At 61.2% G+C, this 18770-nt stretch carries 19 protein-coding genes and 1 tRNA gene; 15 read left to right on the top strand and 5 right to left on the bottom strand.

The window, feature by feature from the left end; translation table 11 throughout:
• Positions 1-20 precede the first annotated feature (20 nt).
• From AB7008_RS29205 to AB7008_RS29150, 12 genes are all read left to right on the top strand, one after another.
• The gene (locus AB7008_RS29205) at positions 21-584 is read left to right on the top strand and encodes a ubiquinol-cytochrome C chaperone family protein (RefSeq protein ID WP_304490110.1); all 564 of its coding nucleotides are present in this window, start codon (positions 21-23) and stop codon (positions 582-584) included.
• Positions 581-1150 carry a YceD family protein gene (locus tag AB7008_RS29200; RefSeq protein WP_304490109.1) on the top strand — a complete coding sequence of 190 codons (570 nt, stop codon included), beginning with the start codon at positions 581-583 and terminating at the stop codon, positions 1148-1150. The genes AB7008_RS29205 and AB7008_RS29200 overlap by 4 nt, the downstream gene beginning before the upstream one ends.
• A gap of 297 nt (positions 1151-1447) precedes the next feature.
• A complete protein-coding gene (gene plsX, locus AB7008_RS29195) occupies positions 1448-2509 on the top strand; it encodes a phosphate acyltransferase PlsX (RefSeq protein ID WP_304490108.1) in 1062 nt (353 codons plus the stop codon).
• The gene (locus AB7008_RS29190; protein WP_014494784.1) at positions 2506-3486 is read left to right on the top strand and encodes a beta-ketoacyl-ACP synthase III; all 981 of its coding nucleotides are present in this window, start codon (positions 2506-2508) and stop codon (positions 3484-3486) included. Before plsX ends, AB7008_RS29190 begins: the two co-directional genes overlap by 4 nt.
• Positions 3487-3620: 134 nt before the next feature.
• Positions 3621-3962 carry an integration host factor subunit alpha gene (locus AB7008_RS29185; protein WP_028152484.1) on the top strand — a complete coding sequence of 114 codons (342 nt, stop codon included), beginning with the start codon at positions 3621-3623 and terminating at the stop codon, positions 3960-3962.
• Positions 3963-3986: 24 nt separating this feature from the next.
• Entirely contained in the window at positions 3987-4568 is a 582-nt protein-coding gene (locus AB7008_RS29180; RefSeq protein WP_441259912.1) for a MerR family transcriptional regulator, read from the top strand.
• 110 nt (positions 4569-4678) lie between these two features.
• Positions 4679-4756 (top strand) — tRNA-Pro (locus AB7008_RS29175).
• Positions 4757-5004: 248 nt separating this feature from the next.
• On the top strand, positions 5005-5211 hold the full coding sequence (locus AB7008_RS29170; protein WP_049808087.1) for a helix-turn-helix transcriptional regulator: 207 nt from the start codon (positions 5005-5007) through the stop codon (positions 5209-5211).
• 53 nt (positions 5212-5264) lie between these two features.
• Positions 5265-5468 (top strand): hypothetical protein, encoded by a 204-nt coding sequence (locus AB7008_RS29165; protein ID WP_304490106.1) that lies wholly within the window; start codon positions 5265-5267, stop codon positions 5466-5468.
• Entirely contained in the window at positions 5465-5728 is a 264-nt protein-coding gene (locus AB7008_RS29160) for a hypothetical protein (protein WP_304490105.1), read from the top strand. The genes AB7008_RS29165 and AB7008_RS29160 overlap by 4 nt, the downstream gene beginning before the upstream one ends.
• Positions 5706-8168 (top strand): DUF3987 domain-containing protein, encoded by a 2463-nt coding sequence (locus AB7008_RS29155; RefSeq protein WP_441259911.1) that lies wholly within the window; start codon positions 5706-5708, stop codon positions 8166-8168. The genes AB7008_RS29160 and AB7008_RS29155 overlap by 23 nt, the downstream gene beginning before the upstream one ends.
• Positions 8169-9726: 1558 nt before the next feature.
• Positions 9727-12099, top strand: a complete 2373-nt coding sequence (locus tag AB7008_RS29150; protein ID WP_441259910.1) for a PAS domain S-box protein — start codon at positions 9727-9729, stop codon at positions 12097-12099.
• Positions 12100-12155: 56 nt separating this feature from the next.
• On the opposite strand, the gene AB7008_RS29145 is transcribed toward AB7008_RS29150, so the two are convergent.
• Both AB7008_RS29145 and AB7008_RS29140 read right to left on the bottom strand, forming a co-directional pair.
• Positions 12156-12581, bottom strand: coding sequence for a hypothetical protein (locus AB7008_RS29145; RefSeq protein ID WP_304494788.1), 426 nt, complete (start codon positions 12579-12581; stop codon positions 12156-12158).
• A gap of 779 nt (positions 12582-13360) precedes the next feature.
• Entirely contained in the window at positions 13361-13546 is a 186-nt protein-coding gene (locus tag AB7008_RS29140; RefSeq protein WP_441259909.1) for a LuxR C-terminal-related transcriptional regulator, read from the bottom strand.
• A 252-nt stretch (positions 13547-13798) separates the two neighbouring features.
• On the opposite strand from AB7008_RS29140, the gene AB7008_RS29135 reads away from it, so the two are divergent.
• Positions 13799-13960 (top strand): DUF6894 family protein, encoded by a 162-nt coding sequence (locus tag AB7008_RS29135; protein ID WP_414643529.1) that lies wholly within the window; start codon positions 13799-13801, stop codon positions 13958-13960.
• A 331-nt stretch (positions 13961-14291) separates the two neighbouring features.
• Here the strand turns inward: AB7008_RS29135 and AB7008_RS29130 are convergent, their stop codons facing one another.
• Positions 14292-14621 (bottom strand): hypothetical protein, encoded by a 330-nt coding sequence (locus AB7008_RS29130; protein WP_038937292.1) that lies wholly within the window; start codon positions 14619-14621, stop codon positions 14292-14294.
• A gap of 1112 nt (positions 14622-15733) precedes the next feature.
• On the opposite strand from AB7008_RS29130, the gene AB7008_RS29125 reads away from it, so the two are divergent.
• Both AB7008_RS29125 and AB7008_RS29120 read left to right on the top strand, forming a co-directional pair.
• Positions 15734-16234, top strand: coding sequence for a YciE/YciF ferroxidase family protein (locus AB7008_RS29125; RefSeq protein ID WP_071911038.1), 501 nt, complete (start codon positions 15734-15736; stop codon positions 16232-16234).
• Between the two features lie 158 nt (positions 16235-16392).
• Positions 16393-17235 carry a ribonuclease HII gene (locus AB7008_RS29120; RefSeq protein WP_071911040.1) on the top strand — a complete coding sequence of 281 codons (843 nt, stop codon included), beginning with the start codon at positions 16393-16395 and terminating at the stop codon, positions 17233-17235.
• A 4-nt stretch (positions 17236-17239) separates the two neighbouring features.
• Here the strand turns inward: AB7008_RS29120 and AB7008_RS29115 are convergent, their stop codons facing one another.
• Both AB7008_RS29115 and AB7008_RS29110 read right to left on the bottom strand, forming a co-directional pair.
• Entirely contained in the window at positions 17240-17485 is a 246-nt protein-coding gene (locus AB7008_RS29115; RefSeq protein ID WP_441259908.1) for a hypothetical protein, read from the bottom strand.
• A 322-nt stretch (positions 17486-17807) separates the two neighbouring features.
• Entirely contained in the window at positions 17808-18644 is an 837-nt protein-coding gene (locus AB7008_RS29110) for a hypothetical protein (protein ID WP_245303268.1), read from the bottom strand.
• Between the last annotated feature and the right edge of the window lie 126 nt (positions 18645-18770).

Genomic DNA, 18770 nt, shown 5'->3' with positions numbered 1-18770 from the left:
GCCCGCTTGCGGAACCCACAATGGTTTGGCCGTTCAATCACTTTAGGAAACCCCGGCAAGCCCCGCGCGGCACCATTGAAGCCATCTATGGCATGATCGTGACGCAGGCGCGAGAACCCATATTTTACCGCGACTTGGGCGTGCCCGATACGGTTAACGGGCGTTTCGACCTGTTGCTGCTGCATCTCTGGCTGCTGCTGCGACGCCTGCGCACGGTCCAGAGCGCCAACCAAGGCGCCACGGAACTGTCGCAGGCGCTGTTCGACCGCTTCTGCGAGGACATGGACGACAATCTGCGCGAGATGGGGATCGGCGACCAGACCGTGCCGAAGCGGATGCGCGCTTTCGGCGAGGCGTTTTACGGTCGCGTCCAGGCCTACGACCAGGCCATCGAAGCCGGCGGCGAGGCGCTGGCAGCCGCCATCTGCAAGAATATCCTGAATGGGACCGACATGGACCAGGCGCGGCGGCTCGCAGCCTACGCCCGGGCCACCGAGACCGATCTCGGCCGGACCGACGAGGCCACGCTGCTGCGCGCGTCTTTCAAGTATCCCCCAGCGCTCACGGAGGACATCACGCCATGAGCCGACCGAACGCCGAATCCAGACCCGATCCCTGGCGCTCTCCCGTCATTGTCGCGCAAATCCCCGACACCGGCCTGCATCGCAAGCTCGAGGCCTCCGCCCTCGAGCGGCAGGCCATGGCCGAGGTTGCGGGCTTGCGGGAGGTCCTTTCCGCCCAGGCCGACCTCGAAATCGTGCCGAAAAGCGGCGGCCGCTTCCAGGTCACGGGCAGCGTCCGGGCGCGGATCGGCCAGACCTGCGTCGTCACCCTCGATCCGATCGAGAACGAGATCGAGGAGGAGGTGGACCTGGTGTTCGCCCCCGAAGCCGAGGTTCGGAAGATGGCCGACCTGATCGAGGAGGGGCAGGACGACACGGGGCCGCCAGAGGTGATCGATCCGCCGGAGGCGATCGTCAATGGAATCATCGACCTTGGCCGGATCGCGACCGACGCGCTGTTCCTGGCGGTCGATCCCTATCCGCGCAAGGAGGGAGCCGTATTCGAGGCCGAAGTCACCGCCCTCGATCCGGAGGACCATCCGTTCGCGGCGCTGAAGGCGCTTCAGGACAGGAAGAAAGGCAAATAGCTGGGCATTCCCCGTAAGACCCGCTTTGCTAGGGGTGCGAGGCGCTTGCAGGAGTCGGTTGAAAGGGCGGCTTATCTATCTGATTTCGATATGTTTCTTTTGAAATCGCGCTGTCGCCCGCAGATCGCCCCGAATGCAAAAGGCTGGGGGCAAGAGGTTGTTTCGGGATAACAAAACGCTATTGTCGCGCCCCGGTCCGGGCGCGGCGTGGCGCTAGGCCGGTCGCCATGTCCATGGCGAATCCATTTGCGGCCCCGCTCGTTCAAGACCGCACCAGACCAGGTTTCCAGGACTTTTATGCCAAGCAAGGTTCGCATCGCGCTTGACGCCATGGGGGGCGACATCGGCGCCGCCGTGGTCATTCCAGGCGCCGCCATCTCGCTTCACAGGCATCGCGAGATCGAATTCCTGCTGGTCGGCGACCGCGCCAAGATCGAGCCCGAGCTCGAGAAGCATCCCGCCCTCAAGGCTGCTTCGAAGATCATCCATACCGACGTCGCCGTCAGCATGGAGGACAAGCCGAGCCAGGCGCTGCGGCGCGGGCGCAGAACCTCCTCGATGTGGCTCGCCATCGATGCGGTCAAGAAGGGCGAGGCGGATGTCTCGGTCTCCGCCGGCAATACCGGCGCGCTGATGGCAATGTCGCGCTTCCACCTGCGTACGCTGCCGGGGATCGACCGCCCGGCGATCACCGGAATATGGCCGACCAAGCGTGGCCAGTCTGTCGTGCTTGACCTCGGTGCGACCATCGGCGGCGATGCACACCATCTGGTCTCGCTCGCGCTCATGGGCGCGGCCATGGCGAGCGTGCTGTTCGACAAGAAGCGGCCCACGGTCGGCCTGCTCAATATCGGGACCGAGGAGATCAAGGGGCACGAGGAGATCCGCGAGGCCGGAGAAATCCTGCGTGCCAGAAACCTGCCGGAGCTCGACTATATCGGCTTCGTCGAGGGCGACGGCATCGGCAAGGGGCTCGCCGACGTCATCGTCACCGAAGGTTTCAGCGGCAATATTGCCCTGAAGGCCGCCGAGGGAACCGCCCGGCAGATGGCGGAATTACTCCGTAACGAGATGCAGCGGAGCTGGCTGTCCAAGCTCGGCTATCTCTTTGCACGCAGCGCCTTCCAGGCCCTGCGCGACAAGATGGACCCGAACAAGTCCAATGGCGGCGTGTTCCTGGGTCTGAACGGACTGGTGGTCAAGAGCCACGGCGGAATCAGCGCCGAAGGCTTTGCCTATGCGATCGATGTTGGCTATGAGATGGCTCACTACGATCTCCTGAACAAGATCAATCAGATGCTCAACCGCGAGGGTGGTGCACTTAGTTCCGTGCAGGCCGCGCAGGAGGCTGTTTCGTGACTCAAATTCGTTCGGTCGTGCTGGGCTGCGGCTCTTATCTGCCGGAGCAGGTGGTGACCAACGCCCAGCTGGCGGCGCGCATCGACACGTCCGACGAATGGATCGTGCAGCGCACCGGCATTCGCGAGCGGCATATCGCGGCCGAGGGCGAGTTCACCTCGCATCTGGCGATCAAGGCGGCGCAGGCTGCGCTCAGCGACGCCGGCGTGGATGCACAGTCGATCGAGCTGATCGTGCTGGCGACCTCGACGCCTGACAACACCTTCCCCGCAACCGCGGTCGCGGTGCAGCACGCGCTCGGCATCAACCATGGCGCGGCGTTCGATCTCCAGGCCGTGTGCTCGGGCTTCGTGTTCGCGCTCGCCACCGCCGACAATTTCCTGCGCACCGGCGCCTTCAAGCGCGCGCTGGTGATCGGCGCCGAGACCTTCTCGCGCATCCTCGACTGGAACGATCGCGGTACCTGCGTCCTGTTCGGCGACGGTGCCGGCGCGGTGGTGCTGGAGGCGCAGGAGCAGCCGGGCAATGCCGCGACCGACCGCGGAATCGTGACCACTCACCTGCGCTCCGACGGCCGCCACAAGGCAAAGCTATTCGTCGATGGCGGTCCGTCCTCGACCCAGACGGTCGGCCATCTGCGCATGGAGGGCCGCGAGGTCTTCAAGCACGCGGTCGGCATGATCACCGACGTGATCGTCGACGCCTTCCAGACCACCGGGCTCAATGCCGACAGCATCGACTGGTTCGTGCCGCACCAGGCCAACAAGCGAATCATCGACGCCTCCGCCCACAAGCTCCACATCGCGCCGGAGAAGGTGGTGCTGACGGTGGACCGCCACGGCAACACCTCGGCGGCCTCGATCCCGCTGGCGCTGTCGGTGGCGCGCAAGGACGGCCGCATCAAGCGCGGCGACATGGTTCTGCTGGAGGCGATGGGCGGCGGGTTCACCTGGGGCTCCGCGCTGGTGCGCTGGTAGAGCCACAATCGATAAAATTTTGCCCGAATCAGCCGCGATTATCGATGCGCCTGCATTGATGAGCGCTGTTGACCGCCGTATCGTAACCTCATAATTTCAGACAACAATTGTTCGCCGTGATGTGGGGCAGGGCGATGACCGACCAAAGCAAAACCGTAACGCGTGTTGATCTCTGCGAGGCCGTCTACCAGAAGGTGGGCCTGTCGCGCACGGAATCGTCTGCGTTCGTGGAACTCGTCCTGAAGGAGATCACCGACTGCCTCGAGAAGGGCGAGACGGTGAAATTGTCCTCTTTCGGCTCCTTCATGGTCCGTAAGAAGGGTCAGCGTATCGGCCGCAATCCGAAGACCGGCACCGAGGTGCCGATCTCGCCGCGCCGCGTCATGGTGTTCAAGCCGTCGGCGATCCTGAAGCAGCGGATCAACACCCAGCATCGCGGCAATGGCGACGCCAGCAAGGCTCAACCCGAGGCGTAACCGCCTGCGCGAAGGATTTGGCATTTGGACAAGGCGCCGGATGCGTTCCGAACCATCAGCGAAGTAGCGCAGGAACTCGACATTCCGCAGCACGTGCTGCGGTTCTGGGAGACCCGATTCGCCCAGATCAAGCCGATGAAGCGCAGCGGCGGCCGCCGCTACTACCGCCCCGACGACGTCGACCTGCTCAAGGGCATCCGCCGCCTGCTCTACGGGGAGGGCTACACCATCCGCGGGGTGCAGCGGATCCTCAAGGAGCACGGCGTCAAATCGGTGCAGGGCCTCGCCGACGGCGCGGCCGCGGTCTCGTTCGGAGCCATCGAGGATGCCATCGGCCAGAGCCTGATGGAGCCCGACGACGACGAGGCGCTCATCAAGGGCGTCACGGATGCCGATGAAGACGACTACCAGGGCGACGAGGAGGAAGGCATCGACTTCCGCTTCACGGAGGTCGACGACGAGGACATCCTCACCACCTTCCGCAAGGGCGGCACTCCCGCCGCACCTGCCGGGCCCAGCGCGCTGGACCGGGAGCGGCTCGGACGGGTGCTCGCCGACCTCGTCGCGTGCCGGGAGATGCTGGATCAGGCGCTGAAGGACGGCTAGGGGCGCTTTTCGCGAGCTTGGCCGGCAGTTCCGGGGCTGTGGGCACGGACGCCAAAATGCTGCGACCTCGCCTTGCGCAAAGCGGCGATCCTAGCTAATGGAACGACGTTCGGAGCGTGGCGCAGCCCGGTTAGCGCACTAGTCTGGGAGACTAGGGGTCGGAGGTTCAAATCCTCTCGCTCCGACCATTAAAATCAAAGACTTAGCCGGAGGTCTGAAGAGCTGGCTAAAAGATTTTTAGCCACTATGTAGCCAGCGCCTACCTCCCATGTGTGGAATGGCCCGCGCGATTGACTTCCTCGCCCAAGAGGCGGCAAAAACCCCAGTCGCAATAACGTTTAGTTTCAAAGCGATTGCAATTACGGTTTGTGCCCTATTTGTTCGAATTTGATTTGATATCCATTGTGCTTCCAACGCCAACACACGGAGGCAACTAGTGGCGAACATCAGGGTTCGGGAGGCGGCCGAATATCTCGGCGTTTCGAAATCCTTTCTGGATAAAGCACGCTGCTACGGGACCAGCGGTCCCGCGTTCATGCGTTTCGGCAAAGCCGTAGTCTATTCTACCGAAGCACTCGACGAATGGGCGCGGACCTGCACCATCGCCAACGACAATTCAAAGAGCGGCACCCAAGCCGCCTAGCACGACTGGCCCTTTAGCCAGGTGCACCCGTAACCAAACTAGGAAATCCAAACATGACGGGCACGCCAGATTCCGGCGACAGCAAATCCGCGCGCATTGCTGCCCAAATCGATGCACTGGAGGACGAAATGTTACGGGCCGCGCGGGCGAGTATCCCCGACGCAACGCTGAGCGATTGCAGCGAGTTCGATGTGTGGAAGCACGACCAGTTGTGCGCGGCGTATTTTAAGGCCGTAGAGGAAGACGGGAAACGGTGAAAATCCTATCCATCCGCCCGGCACCGCCTGGAGAGGGAAAGACGTTGGCTCGCTTTGATATTGAGCTGACGCCAGAACTGCGAATGTACGACCTAAGACTCGTGCAGACCGAAAGCGGTCGTCGCCTCACTTACTCACAGAACGCCGCGGGACGGCGTACCGCGACCTTCGTTGGCACCTTTGCCGATGAAATTACGCAACTTGCCAGCAATGCATTTGATGGGGGCTTGAACGCCAGTGACGAGATTCGCCGCAGCTAAGATCACCGACAATACCGATCCGATCCGCACGCACTGCGAAATGCTGCATGGGCTTGCTAAGAGCGTTGACGGCGTGTTCGTTGTGTCTGCGTTCAATGCCAATCTTAAGGGCGACAAGGGCACCATCACGCACCACAGGGTGGGCGACGTTGACGGCATGGTCGAGGCCATCCTGGCGCATCAAGATACGCCTGGCGCGAACGTCTACACCGCCCCCCACATCATGAAGCGGGGCTTGCCGCGCGGTAAACGCGGAACGAAGGCCGACATCGTCGTCGTGGTCGGTTTGACGGCAGACATGGACGCGGACACGGGCAACGCTGGCGACTTGCCGCTCGAGCCCAACTATATCGTCGAAACCAGCCCCGGCAATCAACAGCCATGCTGGTTGTTTGACCGGCCATTGTCTGTGGCCGAGGCTGCGCCGCTCGCGTTGGCCCTGAAGCGCGCAACAGGATCTGATCACGGCACCGCTGATGTCGACCACGTGTGGCGCGTTCCGGGAACAAAGAATTGGCCAAATGAAGCCAAACTGAAGCGCGGTCGATCACCAGATCCAGCTCCGGTGCGCTATCTGCAAGAATGGTGCGGAGATCTGACTAACGTGGATGCCTTCCGCGGGGCGCTGGCGCCTTGGGCATCTCCACCAGCGACGGAGGCAAAGCCCATGGAGCTTGGCGACCTCCCCGATATTGACGGCATCGTGGTGTCGGAAAAGCTGGCGGCGATGCTTGCGGCCAACGATGTTGGCAACCGTTCTGACTACGCGGCAGTGGTCGTCGAGCAGATGGCCTTCGACGGTCACAGTGCTGAGGCCGCGGCGGCTCTCTTCTTATCAGCTAGGGGCAATTGGTTTGCCCGCTATAGCTCTGAAGACCGTGCTCGCGTGGACTTCACGCGCCTCTGGGGCAAATACGGAGAGAGGCATGCGGAGATGCGTGAGGCTGGAGCAGCGCTTGCGTCGTCTCTGACGGCGGCCAATGACAACGTACCTCCGGTGGACCTTTGGCAGCGTCGTGCGCACCCACCGCTTCCCTTTGGGCTTCTTCCGCCAGTCATTGAGGAGTTCGCCTTGGCACAGGGCGAACTGATGGGTGTTGATCCCGGCGGCCTGGCGGCTGCTGCCCTTGCGGTATGTGCAGCTGCAATTCCCGATTCCATTCGGTTGAGGGTTAAGCGCCATGATCCGAATTGGCTGGAATCTGCTCGCCTGTGGGTCGCGCCAATTGGTGACCCATCCACGAAGAAATCCCCGCTGATTTCCGCTGCTGCCGCGCCACTAAAACGGCTCGATCGCGATATGTTTCGTACTTACGAAGAGGCGCGGCGCAAGTATGATTCTCAGTCACCAGCAGACAAGAAGGACGCGCCCGCACCCAAGCATGTTCGTCTGCGCCTAGAAGACACAACGATCGAAGCTGCACAGGAAGTCCTAAAGGATAGTCCTGATGGTGTTCTGTGCCTGCAGGATGAGTTATCGGGCTGGTTTGGGTCTATGGACAAGTACAGTTCCGGCCGTGGCTCTGCGAAGGACCGGGGCTTCTGGCTGCAATCATTCAATGGCGGCCCGTACACGGTGAATCGCATTGGGCGCGGCGCCGTGCTGATTGAGAACCTGTCGGTTTCGCTCTTAGGCGGCATCCAGCCCGAGCCAATCCGCGCTCTCGCTGCCGAAGCCCATGACGATGGTTTGCTTCAGAGGCTATTTCCCATCGTTCTCGGCGCCGCCGGTGCCGGTGTCGATAAGCCCATGCCAGATGCCGCTGCCGCATATGAGGCTACCGTGGCCCGCCTGACGCGATTACGCAGGCCGACAGGAGAGGGTGCGCTCAGTACCTATGTTGAAGTGCCGCTGCAGTTCGATGACGCCGCGCAGGATCTGCGCAGCTCGCTAGCGCAGAAGTACTTCGAGATGCAGTGTGCGTGGGAGGCGGTGAATAAGAAACTTGCTTCGCACCTCGGGAAATATGACGGCCTATTCGCTCGTCTTTGCATCGTGTTTCACTGCATTGAGAGCGACGGTGCGCGACCGGCATCCGTCATCAAGGAAGACACCGCGAGCCGGGCCGCTGCGTTCCTTGAGCAGTTCCTGTTTCCGCACGCTGTCGCGTTCTACGTCGATATCCTCGGACTCTCGGATCGGCATGACATGGTGTTGGCGGCGGCTGGGTTTATTCTAGCGCGCAAGCTGGAGACTATCTCGGTGCGAGACGTCAGGCGAGGTGACCGCATAATGCGGGGGATGGACGTAGACCAGGCCCAGGCGGTTCTGGAGCAGTTGGATGCCTTTGGCTGGCTAGAGCCCGTGCAAACAGGCCGACGCGACTCCTTGACATGGCAGGTGCTGCCATCGGTCCACAAACTGTTCGCTGACCGTGCCGAGGCAGAGAAGGCACGCCGTGAAGAGGTCCGCCGGATTATCTCCGGCTCGTTGCAGTAATAGCAAGTGGCCGCAACTGGCCCTTGCGCGCGCGTCACATAGAGCAAATCCCGTTCTTTTCTATCTTCAAGGGACATTCTCAATCTTACTGACTCGCGCGCGCAATGGACTCTCGCGGCCACTTCACGAAGGGGACGATATCGAAGACGCCGAGGAATGCGATGGCGAGGCGCTGCACGCATATGGGCGCGACGTCGCCACTGGCGAGTGGACATGGGAATGGGTTGCGGTGGAGTCGCTTATGGAGGGTGGCCTCGGCGATCTGCTACCGTGGCTGGCTGCATAGGGGTGGGGCCGACTCAATCTCTCCCACCGTGGGCCTTAACTTCCGCCCGTACAATCCAACGCGTCATCCCGCAGAATTCGAGGAAAATTTTGGCCTGTGTCATTTTTCGAAAACCTGCGGCGTCGCGTCCGCAGGTGCCCATACCGGGATGGTGACGAACCGCCCGAGGGTTTGAAGCCACCCCACCCAACACTCGATCGGCGTGCAGACGTCGACGAAACGAAGAGCCGCACAAACGGCCATATCAGCAAGTCCCGAGAGACCATCCTATGCACCACGCAAACGACAACCAGCCACATACCGCGCCGATCATCACCCGCCTTCGCCGCGCCGGCCGGACAGCGCCGGGTGCAACGCTGTCTGACGGTGAGCGCGGGGTAGAGGCCGTGACGGGGGGTGGGTCAGATCCTTCCGACCTTCGTCCATAGCTACCGGACGCCCCCAAAAATTCGCGCATCTGCAATTCGGAACATTGGGTATCTTAGGTTGCATTGTCTAGCAACGCAGCTGACGAGAGGTCCGCGCCGTGTGAAAGAGAGCGAAGATCAGCGCTCCCGCTCCGAAGTCGAAGAAGAGATCCTTCTGAAGCCACCGGCAATCGATCCGATCGGCCCGGAGCCGTCTCCGTGGATCTCCTCGCGGAGGACATCGGCGCGTTGTTTGGGGGGCACCGAAGAGATGATACCGGCTGCCGCGAGCGGCAATGGCCTGATCCGGCTAATTTCGTGGAGACGGAGGACTTTCTCGTCGCCCATCAGAGCCGAGGGGAATGGGCCGCTGCGGATCGCGCCAACGTTCGTCCTCGAACTAATCTCGGAGCAGGAACGTCGGGTTGCGGGTATCGAGCGGACTCCGAGGCTGGCTGCATGAGCCACGTGGCCGCGGACGAGACGGCTGGCGAGAGCGACGCAGATCCGCAAATTCCCCGAGGGACAAGGCGTAAGGCCGCCTCAGTTGGCGACCTCTATCATCATTGCCACACGTCTTTGCCCGGTGGTGTTTGTGTCGCTGTTGTCGCTGGTCGAGAAGGTGATGCCTGAGCCGGCCAATGTCGCGCGCCGATATGCTCAAATCCGCAGCCAACTATCCGGCGTTCGTTAAACTCGCACCAATCCGCCTTTGGTTGCGAGCTAATGAGCCCACGCCTTACACGCCGTGTGACCCTGGACAAATGCCAGAGGTCAGCTGCATGACCGAAGGCTAGGAACTCAAACGTCTTAGTATTGTTTTACCTCAACCCTCCAGCTATCGGCGGGGCTGGATAGGACCCGAATGGAAAACTCAAACCGCTTCGAAGCTGCGCAATCCAGCGAGGGGCGTTATCGGCTTCTTGTTGAGGCTATCACCGACTACGCGATCTATATGCTGGATCGCGACGGGCATGTCACTAGCTGGAATCCGGGAGCGAAGCGCTTTAAGGGCTATGAGGCTGAGGAGATCATAGGGCACCACTTCTCGACATTCTATACGGAGACCGAGCGGGAGCAGAAAGTGCCTGCGTTGGCGCTGGAGGAGGCGGAGCGAACTGGACGCTTCGAGCGAGAGGGTTGGCGCGTGCGCAAGGACGGCACGCAGTTCTGGGCCCATGTCGTCATTGACGCGATCCGTTCGCCTAAGGGCGAGCTTGTAGGTTTCGCCAAGATCACCCGGGATCTGACCGAGCGAAGGGCGGCCGAGGCCAAATTACGCGAAAGCGAGCAGCAGTTCCGGCTAATGGTCCAAAGTGTGACGGACTACGCCATCTACATGCTGGACGTGGAAGGCAATGTGGCGAGTTGGAACGCTGGGGCCCAGCGCATCAAGGGGTACGGACCCGAAGAGATCATCGGCCGCCACTTCTCCAATTTCTATACGGAAGAGGATCGCGCCGCGGGCCTCCCGCGAACAGGCCTGCAGACCGCATCCCGTGACGGACGGTGGGAGCATGAAGGTCAAAGGGTACGAAAGGACGGCACTCGCTTTTGGGCGCATGTCGTGATCGACGCGATTCGAGACGACGATGGGAAGCTCGTAGGATTCGCCAAAGTGACCCGGGACATTACAGAACGGCGTGAGGCGGAAGCCGCGCTCCAGGCGGCGCAAGCAACGTTGATCCGGTCCCAGAAGCTGGAAGCGATCGGCCAACTTACTGGCGGCGTTGCCCACGACTTCAACAATCTATTGCAGGTGATTAGCGGAAACCTGCAGCTGCTCAGCAAGGACATCGCGGGTAATGCCCGAGCGGAGATGAGAGTCCAGAGCGCTCTTGCCGGCGTCGCGCGGGGATCGAAACTTGCTACCCAGTTGCTCGCCTTCGCGAGGCGCCAGCCGCTGGAGCCGAGGGTGGTGAACGTCGGTCGCCTGATCAAAGGCATGGATGAACTGCTGCGTCGCGCCATCGGCGAGGAGATCGAGGTCGAGACGGTCGTCGGCGGTGGGCTGTGGAACAGCCTCATCGACCCCGATCAACTCGAGAATGCCATTCTCAACCTCGCGATCAACGCCCGCGACGCGATGAACGGCGATGGTCGGCTGACCATCGAGGCCAGCAATGCCTTCTTGGACGACGAGTATGTCCGCCACTACGATGATCTGATTGCGGGGCAATATGTGATGATCGCGGTAACTGACACGGGCATCGGCATTCCGTCAGATATCCTGGAGCGGGTCTATGAGCCCTTCTTCACGACCAAGGCGGAGGGCAAGGGCACTGGCCTTGGCCTTGCCATGGTCTACGGTTTTCTTAAGCAATCCGGCGGACACGTCAAAATTTACAGCGAGATCGGCGCCGGAACGACGGTGAAGCTATACTTCCCGCGAGAAATGGCCATCGAGGATACGCTAGTTAGTGCCACCTCCGGTGACATCAAAGGCGGCGAGGAAACCGTACTGGTGGTCGAGGATGACGATGAAGTGCGCGAGGTCGCGGTGTCGATGCTCTCCGATCTTGGCTACCGCGTGGTGAAGGCGAGAGATGCGGTGGCCGCGCTAGCCATCGTCGACAGCGGCATACCAATCGACCTGATCTTCACCGACGTGATGATGCCCGGCGCCCTGCGCAGCCCGGAGTTGGCGCGGAAAGCCAAGGAACGGCTGCCCAACGTTGCAGTCCTTTTCACATCAGGCTACACGCAGAACGCCATCGTGCACGGAGGACGGCTCGACCCGGGAGTGGAGCTTTTGGCCAAGCCCTATACGCGGGAAGCGCTTGCGCGGAAGATCAGGCATGTGCTTGCCAACCATGCTCAACGGCGTCTCGCGGCTACGGAATCGCGTCAGCCCACAAGCGAAGACGCCGTCAAGGGTGCGACCGTGTTGCTCGTCGAAGACGACGAACTGATCCGCCTGACAGCAACGGAGATGTTGAACGATCTGGGCTGCAAGGTGATGGAGGCCAGCTCCGCCGAAGAGGGGTTGAAAGCCCTGGATCAGGCTGCCGTGGATATCCTCGTGACCGATGTCGGCCTCCCCGGAGTGTCCGGCCTGCAACTCGCAAAGGACGCCCGCTCGCTGCGACCCGACTTGTGCATTGTTGTGGCGACAGGTGACAGCGGGATCCAATCCGAAGCCGAGCTCTTGGACGCGGTGCTCGTCGTGAAGCCCTACGCGCCGGCAACTCTGCGCCGCAGCCTCGAAAATGCGCTGCAGGCAAAATCGCGACCCTAAACAGGGGTCGACAGCGCTTACAGCGGAGGGCGTCCGAGCTGCCAAAATTGCGAAGCTCAATGGAGATTCCCGAAGACTTCGGAACATTGCTTAGCGCATTCTGTATTTGCGCTCGATTGGGGCGACAGGCAGGGCTTTCCGCTGAGGTTAATTGATCCGGGCGGGCTTTCGTAGATTGGCAACTCGCAGCGCATTCGGGGCTCGGTCGGACGATCAACGAGCTCGTTACTGTCTTGCCCGAAGCGCCGCGCGGACATCCTAACCTCGTTCATATTCGACAGCCAAAAAGACACCGCCGCTGGTAGTGCTGCAACCAGTCCTGCCATCATCACGGCAAACGGGTCGATGAAGGGAAATCCAATGCATAAGGCCGCAGCATAGCCGAGAGCGGCTCCCGCGATCGTCGTTGCCAAAAGACGGCTTTGCCACCAATCAACCGCAGCCAACAGCCACGCCGGAAGGATCGCCATCACGTATGCCATTTGCAAAGCGCGTCGACAAATTCTCCGGCATAAGTAGGCAGATGGCGCCGCTGACGCTGCCATCGCCTATTTTACGATTGCACATCCGGCCATGTATTTGCTTCTAGGTGCGGATTGCAAGGAACTAGGTGAACGGCAAAGTGCACATAATGCGGATTGGCTTAGGCCCTGCGACCCGCCACGTAGGCGAAGGTTCTGGTCTCGTCAGACTCACATTGCACCTCTAGTACAATGCCCCAGGGGCACCCCTTATTATCGGCGAGGTGCGGTTCTTGGGGCAATTGTTTGAGTCAATGCTGCCGGAAATGTATTCGACGTTGGTGGAGAGATGCGGCAAACGATCCGGGGCGCGGGGTGGCCGTGAGGTCAGTCGAAACTGATCGACACAGCCTGGTAGCCCGACTGCGCCAAGCTGCCCGTTCCCAGCCCGCAGCGTCTTGCCCCACTGACTCGCCGGGGCTTCCCTCGGCCGCTCCAAAGGCGTACACGCGGTGCAGCAGCAACTCGGCGGTGTCGATCTGGCCGATGTTCAAATCGCGAGATACCGGGGCAGCTTCCTTCAGCCTCAACATGTGGACCTCTTTTTAGGTCACCCCCATTGCAACCTCCCAGATCCGGCTTAATCATTCGTTAACCTTGGGCCAGTGGCAGCGGCGCAGATGATCTTTGATCCTAGCCCAATGAATCGTCTGGTGTGCGCCGACCGTTCCTACAAGAGACGTGCGCTTGGTTTCGCGGGCGAAATTCTACGTGATGCCTCGATAGCCCGGCCACTTCGCTCACTGCTTTGCTGCATCGGCGATCTCGTCGGGCGAATTGATCTGCAATCGCGCAAGCAGCCGGGCTTTCTGCTCTGAGATTTGCTTGGCAGTACCGCCCAGTCGCTCCGCGATCTCCGCGTCAGTCTTTTCGGCAGCCAAGCGCCTCAATAATCGCTTCTCACGCGGACTAAGCAAGTCGCGCATCGTGTGTCCCCACCGCCGACAACCTCGCGCATTTTGTAGCGCCGTTTCGCGGCACGTACATGATCAGCGCGCGACTGCCCCAAGCGTCGCCGGGAGGAGAACAACAAGAGCGGGACGCTGGGGCCGCGAGCGCGCCGCTTGCCCAGCGCACCGAAGTGAGCATGTCCCACCACCGCCTGTTCCATCTGTTCACTTGTGCACCGTAGGCGTCCCGCTTATTCGCGGGATGGTTGATCCAAATCAACGTCCTAAATGCCAGTTCGCCGCGAATTCGTGCCGCGCTATTTCTTCCACGTCACCCACAAACGCCGCGAACTCGACCGCGAAGGCTATGAGCTACCTGACGAGCACGCCGCTTGGAAGGAAGCCACAGTAACGGCTGGGCATATACTCCAAGGCCTCCATGAAAGTTAACGCCCGACCGCGAATGGCGGATCGAAGTCGTGGATGAGTCCCGAAACACGCTCTATGTCCTGCGTATTAATGCCGAGAAGCGAACGTAAGCCCTGGCTCAGTTGGCGGATTCATCGTGCTGTTCTAGTAAAAGAACCACAGCGCGATGATGATGAGCGATCCCAGAAACATCACCGACACCACCGCCGCTCCGAGACAACCACCACTCTGGTTCAATGCCGACCTGCCTTCACGGGAGCAAGCAGGTCGGAGACAAGGAAAACGGCGAGCGAAGCGCCGCTGATTTCAGGCCCCAAGCCGGGCTCGGTATGGCACTGCCGGTCGGGCCAGCTCATTTGCGTTCGAGCAGTTTGGTGAAGGTCAGCCCCGGATTGATCGCCAGCATATTGATGATGTCGGGGAGCGGCATCTCGGGCGCATCCACCATCACCTCGAAATGACAGCCGGGATGCGCGACGTCGAAGTCGCGCAGATGTTGCAGCCACGCCTGTTGCAGGGATTCCGGGACGTGGGCGATGGTGAGGATCTTGACGTCAGCGGGGGCATAGTCGCGCGCTTCGGCATCCTCCGGTGACGGACCTTGCTGGCGATGGACTTCAGCGCCTTGCTTCACTTTCTCCATCCAGCCATCGACCCACGCTTTGAGATCGGGATTCTCCATATGGTCGCCTCCGTTTCATGAAATGGTCTTCGGGGCCGGGCGCACAGAGCGAAACCAGATTGATAAGACGGGCACACCTTGAGCGCACCCGTCCCCTCCAACAGCGCCGGAAGCTTGGGGGCGGCCGTGGAGGCGCGACCCTAACGGATTACGCCGGGTTCTGGTTTCAAATGGGTCGGGGCGGACGTGCCACTACGGGACGCAGGGTTGCCTTCGGCAAGGCCGGCGGCGGTGGCCGTCGAAGCCATGACGTGAGCGCAGAGCTTTTCGAGCGCGCGGCACCTGCGCGAAGCTAACGCAGCGGGCCGAGCGCCTCGTCGGGGAGTGGCCCCTCTCTTAGGAACGACCGGCCAGTTGCAAGGTTTTCCCGAGCCCCCACGAGGGGGCGAACCCGTCGTGACTGGCCTCTCAGCGCACTGTCCGGCAACAGTGCGCTGGGGCCGTTTCCGCCTCGACGGCTTGCGCATCCGCAGCCCCGCCGCGCTCCTGAATGCCGTTGCGAGCTGGCCGATCTTCCCGAGCAGCAGCGCCACGTCCTCATGGTTTGAGGTCGGGCGTCTGAAGCCAGCGATCATTTCGCAGACATTCGCGTGACCGAACTCCACCGCGACGGCCACAGCTATCGCCCAGATTTCGTCTGCAAAGCGGTTGAAGATGCATACCGTATCGCTGGTGTAGCTGATGTGGGGAAAGCCGCAATCCGCTCCGTGCCGCGCAATGTCCCGCGTGTGCCTTGAGGTTCGCGTCGAACCACGACTGAAAGCTCATTGCGCGGATGCGCAGGGACTTGCGTTGGCGGGACCGGTTTGACATTTGAAGCTCCTTCGCTTTCTGAGCCGCCCTGAGTGGCGGTCTCGATGCCTAGCGAAGGCGCGGAACAAGCGGATGCGGAACTTCGCCGCAGGTGAAGCGGCCCGGCTTGCCGGAAGCCGAGGGTTTAGCCCTTGAAGCGTGCGCGCCCCAGCGCAGATTGGCATCCTGAAAGAGACCCCCGGGGGCTCCCGTATCCAGACGGAAGGCGACCGGAATTGGAACGACTCAAAGGCAGCCCCGTTAGCCGCCGAGCTTCACCAGCGGTGATGCGACAACCTCAAAACATTGGAGAAGCGCAAATGGCAAAAGAGCCGAAGACTCTCGACGACCTGTTCCACGATACCCTCAAGGATATCTACTTCGCTGAGAAGAAAATCTTGGCCACCCTGCCGAAGATGGCAAAGGCTGCTCAGAACGAAGAACTGAAAGCAGCATTCGAAAAACATCGCACCGAGACGGAAGGCCAGATCGAGCGGCTGGAGAAGGTGTTCGCCGTGATCGAGAAGAAGCCGCAGGGTAAAACCTGTGCAGCGATCGTCGGCATCACGGATGAGGGCGCCGAGATTATGGAAGAATATAAGGGCTCGCCCGCTCTCGACGCCGGCCTCCTCGCCGCCGCTCAGGCCGTCGAGCACTATGAGATTTCTCGCTACGGCACGATGATTGCCTGGGCCGAAGAGCTTGGCCTCGACGATGCGGTCTCGCTCCTTGAGGAAACCCTCGAAGAGGAAGAGGCGACCGACGAGGCTCTGACTGAAATCGCAAAGATGGCGATCAATCAGGAGGCTAAAGCAGCCTGACACTTACGGTGAGTTAGAAAAATGCCCCGCAATGCGGGGCGTTTTTTTAGGTCCTCCGTCTAAGCGCGGGCGCCTAGTTCCATTTCCTTGACAGTGAATTTCAGACATTCGCCACAAAGCTTGGCGACACCTCCGCCAGTCCCTGCATCGAGGCTGCCGTGACCCGCTATTCACTGGACGAACTACGTCAGCGCTATGTCGTCGAGGGCAGGCCGCTTGAGGCGAGCGTCGAAGAAATCCTGCGCGCTGACAGCCGCGGGGGAGCGCGCGCGATCCTCGTTGCGATTGAAAAGCGGCGCTTTGAAAACCGATCCGAAGGACAGCGGCTTCGCAGGATGCTCCGCTATGAAACGCTTCTCTGGGATCAGGGGCAGGATGCCGTTGCTGGTATCGATGAGGCCGGAATGAGCCCGCTCGCAGGGCCGGTCTCGGCTGCCGCAGTTATCTTGAAGCCCGGCACGCGCATAATCGGTATCGACGATTCGAAAAAGCTCGATGCGAATTCGCGTGAGGCTCTCGCGATCGAGATCAAGGAAAAGGCGGCTTCATGGTCTGTCGCCTTTGTCGAAGTCGAGGAAATCGACACCATCAACATCTACTGGGCCGGTATCCTCGCAATGCGGCGGGCTGTTGAAGGGCTTGGGTTCACCCCGCAGCATCTCCTGATCGACGCGAAACGCCTTAAAGATATCGCGATCCCGCAGCAGCCGATCATCAAAGGGGACACCAAATCCGCGAGCATCGCTGCCGCTTCCATTTTGGCCAAGGTCTCGCGCGATGCGCTGATGCGGACACTCGACATGCGTTACCCAGGCTACGGCTTCGCCGATCACAAAGGCTACCCTGTGCGCGCCCACTATGCCGCCCTAACACGGCTTGGCGCATGTGCCGCGCATAGACGCTCGTTCGGTCCCGTGCGTGAAGTCCTCGGCTTGCCGCCACTGCCGCCGTGGCCCTTGGCATCGGAACGTGTCGATGCCCTGTCAGGGCCCGAGGCTTAACGCCCTATCGGCTGCAGGCACTGGCCATTTCAGACTCTCGAAAATCCCTACTTGGCGGGCGCCCCTGTCGGAGTTGGCTGGACGGCGCGGTCACCGTCACGTCATGGCCCTGCCGGAGCGCGATTGAAGCGGCCGCAATTACGGCCTCGAAGGCGGCTTCCTTCGTGGCGTATTCATTCTCCGCCTTGCCGTCATGACGCACGCGCCACGTGCCGTCGGTACCAAAAATCTCGTATTTCGCGATGCCCATAAGGCGCTCTACTAACCGGCGTCGTCGACTGTTTTCGGCGGCTGGGTGTTGCTTGGCGGATCGGATGCCGGGAAGCTGTCCTTCAATCCCCTTTTCAGCTCGTCATCCGCCTTCTTGTCGCCGGCCGAGCGCTCTTTCGGCGTATCTGCATATTTGTCGGTCGGCCCGGATCGAATTTGTCTGCCATGGCATCTTCTCCGCTCAGCGGCCCCGGTCGCGCGCCGCTGACGCATCCCAATTAACGCAGCAGAAGGATCAGGATGATGAGCGGGATCGGAATTCCAAGGAGCCAGAGTAAAATCGGCATGATGTTTCCTTTCGTTTATCGGCGGCGTTTCCAGGTGCCGTCGCGAAGGCCGCCGCCTTCGGTGGCTGCAAGGCTGGCGCAGAAGGCGCCGAGAAGAAGCGAAGCCGTGATCCAGAATGCGAGCGAAGCGGTTGCTTTGCGTGCGGCATCGATGTCGGCCTTAATCTGCGTGACGACGTCATTGACCCGCTTTTCCGCGTCCTGCTGGCTCAGGCCCGTTCGGGCGGCCACGACCTTGACGGTGTAATCGCGGTCAGGTGCCTTGAGTTCGCCGCCGTTGCGAAAACTTCGCGTGAAAAGGCGGACTACCTCGCCGCGGGCATCGGCGGGGTTAGCGTTTTGTGCTGCGGGATCGCCCCGCAGGATAGTGTCGACATAACCGTCCATCGGACTGCTAGATTGAGCGGCGCTCGTGACCGCCCCCTGGCTTACCCCGGCTGCGGTGCCGCCAATTAGGCTTGTCGCCGGGCTGGCGAGCACGGCGGCGCCGAGTACCGAAGCTAAAGCCCACGCGATAAACCCGTGCGCCGTATCTCGGAAGTAAACTTCATCCGCATGCACGCCCTCCCATGCCGTGCGCAGACGCCCGGCGAGATACCCGCCTATCGACGACGAGATCATGGCGATGACGATCAGATAAAGCCCGGTCGTAATTTTGAAAGTGGTGGCCGAAACGCCTGAGCCTGCCCACGGCGAGATTGCGCTAAGGCCAAGTCCGGTGCCGAAGGCGAGCAGTACGAGGGTCATCGCGCACGCGACGACCGCGCCCGCGATGATGGAAGGCCAGGACACGCCCGTTCCCGGCGAACCCGCGGGCCCTCCCGGTGCAACCACGACAGTATCGATCATCATATTCGCTCCGCAAATGACCGCGCCGCGCGCCGTCTGCCGCAATAATGAGCATGCGAGGGGTTAGTTCCTGGCGAATGGAACTTTAGGGCGCAGTACCGATTTATCCCGGCGGCTGACACAGGGGCG

Source organism: Bradyrhizobium sp. 521_C7_N1_3 (assembly GCF_052075975.1).
Taxonomy (GTDB): Bacteria; Pseudomonadota; Alphaproteobacteria; order Rhizobiales; family Xanthobacteraceae; genus Bradyrhizobium; species Bradyrhizobium japonicum.
Note: the sequence above shows the minus strand (reverse complement) of the source record. Positions and strands in the feature narration are given on the sequence as shown.